The sequence below is a fragment of the Micromonospora sp. NPDC049662 genome, from assembly GCF_040675055.1.
Taxonomy (GTDB): Bacteria; Actinomycetota; Actinomycetes; order Mycobacteriales; family Micromonosporaceae; genus Micromonospora.
In genome coordinates this window covers 1-1,484 of the sequence record NZ_JBFAOC010000122.1, presented here as the reverse complement: position 1 = coordinate 1,484, position 1,484 = coordinate 1, and the positions used below count along the sequence as shown (strand labels likewise).

Here is a 1,484-nt window from a genome sequence, read left to right as displayed (position 1 = left end):
TCCGGCGCGGCCCGCGCCGGGGGCCCGTCCGGCGCGTACTCCCCGGGTTGCCGGCGCCGCCGACGGCCCGGCGGGGTCCGCGCGGCCCGAGCCGGTCGCGGACCCGGCGGCGCGCGACGACGGCGACGACGACGGGGGTACGCGCTGATGCCGCTCTGGGTGGAGCTGGTGCTCCGGATCGGCGGCGTGGTGGTCGCGTTCCTCACCCTGCCGCTGCTGGTCGGTCAGGCCGAGCACAAGGTGATGGCGCACATGCAGGGCCGGCTCGGCCCGATGTACGCGGGCGGTTTCCACGGTTGGGCGCAGCTCGTGGCGGACGGTGTGAAGTTCGTGCAGAAGGAGGACATCACCCCGCGCGAGGCGGACCGGGCGGTGTTCCGGCTGGCCCCCGCTGTGGCGCTGGTGCCCTACCTGCTGGTGCTGCTGGTCATTCCGCTCGGCCCGAACGACCTGGTCGGGCAACCGTTGGACATCGGCCTGTTCTTCGTGCTGGCCGTCGTCGGCATCGGTGTGGTGGCGGTGCTCATGTCGGCGTGGGCGTCGGCAAACAAGTACAGCCTGCTCGGCGGGCTGCGCGGGGCCGCCCAGCTCCTCGGCTACGAGCTGCCGCTGGTGTTGGCCGCCGCGTCGGTGGCGATGGCGGCGGGCACGCTCAGCCTGTCCGGCATCGTCGAGGCGTGGCAGCCCTGGTGGCTGCTCTGGCAGGCGCCCGCGATGATCATCTTTTTCGTCGCCGGGCTGGCCGAGATCCGCCGGCCGCCGTTCGACATGCCGGTGGCCGACTCGGAGCTGGTGTTCGGTTACATGACCGAGTACACGGGTCTGCGGTTCGCGTTCTTCCTGCTGGCCGAGTACGTCGGCATCGTGGTGATCGCCGCGCTGACCACGGTGCTGTTCCTGGGCGGCTGGCAGGGACCGTTCGCCGACGACCAGCTCGGCTGGCTCTGGACCCTACTCAAGATCGCCGCCGTGGCCTTCGTGATCATCTGGCTTCGGGTCTCCTACCCCCGCCTGCGCGAGGACCAACTCCAACGCCTCTGCTGGCTGGTCCTGGTCCCCGCCTCCCTGGCCCAACTGGTCCTGACCGCAGCAGTCCGAGTAGCCCTCTAACCCCGCCTCTGCCCCGCCCCGCCCCCGCCTCTGCCCTGGCCTGCCCCCGCCCTGCCCGCCCTCGCCCCGCCTCGCCCCGCCTTGCCCTCGCCCCGGCCCCGCCCTCGCCCTCGCCCCGCCCTCGCCCCGCCCCCGCCCGTCGATCATGGAGCTGTGGTGGGTGACAAAGCGCCCGACAATCCCCAAAACCGGCACCACAACTCCATGATCGACGAGGCCGGGCGATGGTCACCCGCGATCTTGCACTTACTGCGGCGGCATAAGGGGCATCCCACTCACATCGACGACAGAAAGTGCAAGATCGGCGGGGCGCGGGGCGCGGGGCGCGGGGCGCGGGGCGCGGGGCGCGGGGCGCGGGGCGCGATTCCGGGCGG

Annotated in this window: 1 protein-coding gene; it reads left to right on the top strand. The window is 72.8% G+C overall.

Annotated features, from left to right (window positions below; all coding sequences use genetic code 11):
- The first annotated feature begins 147 nt into the window (after positions 1 to 147).
- Positions 148 to 1,110 (top strand): complex I subunit 1 family protein, encoded by a 963-nt coding sequence (locus AB0J36_RS34435; RefSeq protein WP_355053351.1) that lies wholly within the window; start codon positions 148 to 150, stop codon positions 1,108 to 1,110.
- Positions 1,111 to 1,484: the final 374 nt, after the last annotated feature.

What these genes read in the sequence shown, in the direction of transcription:
- AB0J36_RS34435 (WP_355053351.1), top strand. Translation starts at nt 148, where the DNA reads ATGCCGCTCTGGGTGGAGCTGGTGCTCCGGATCGGCGGCGTGGTGGTC.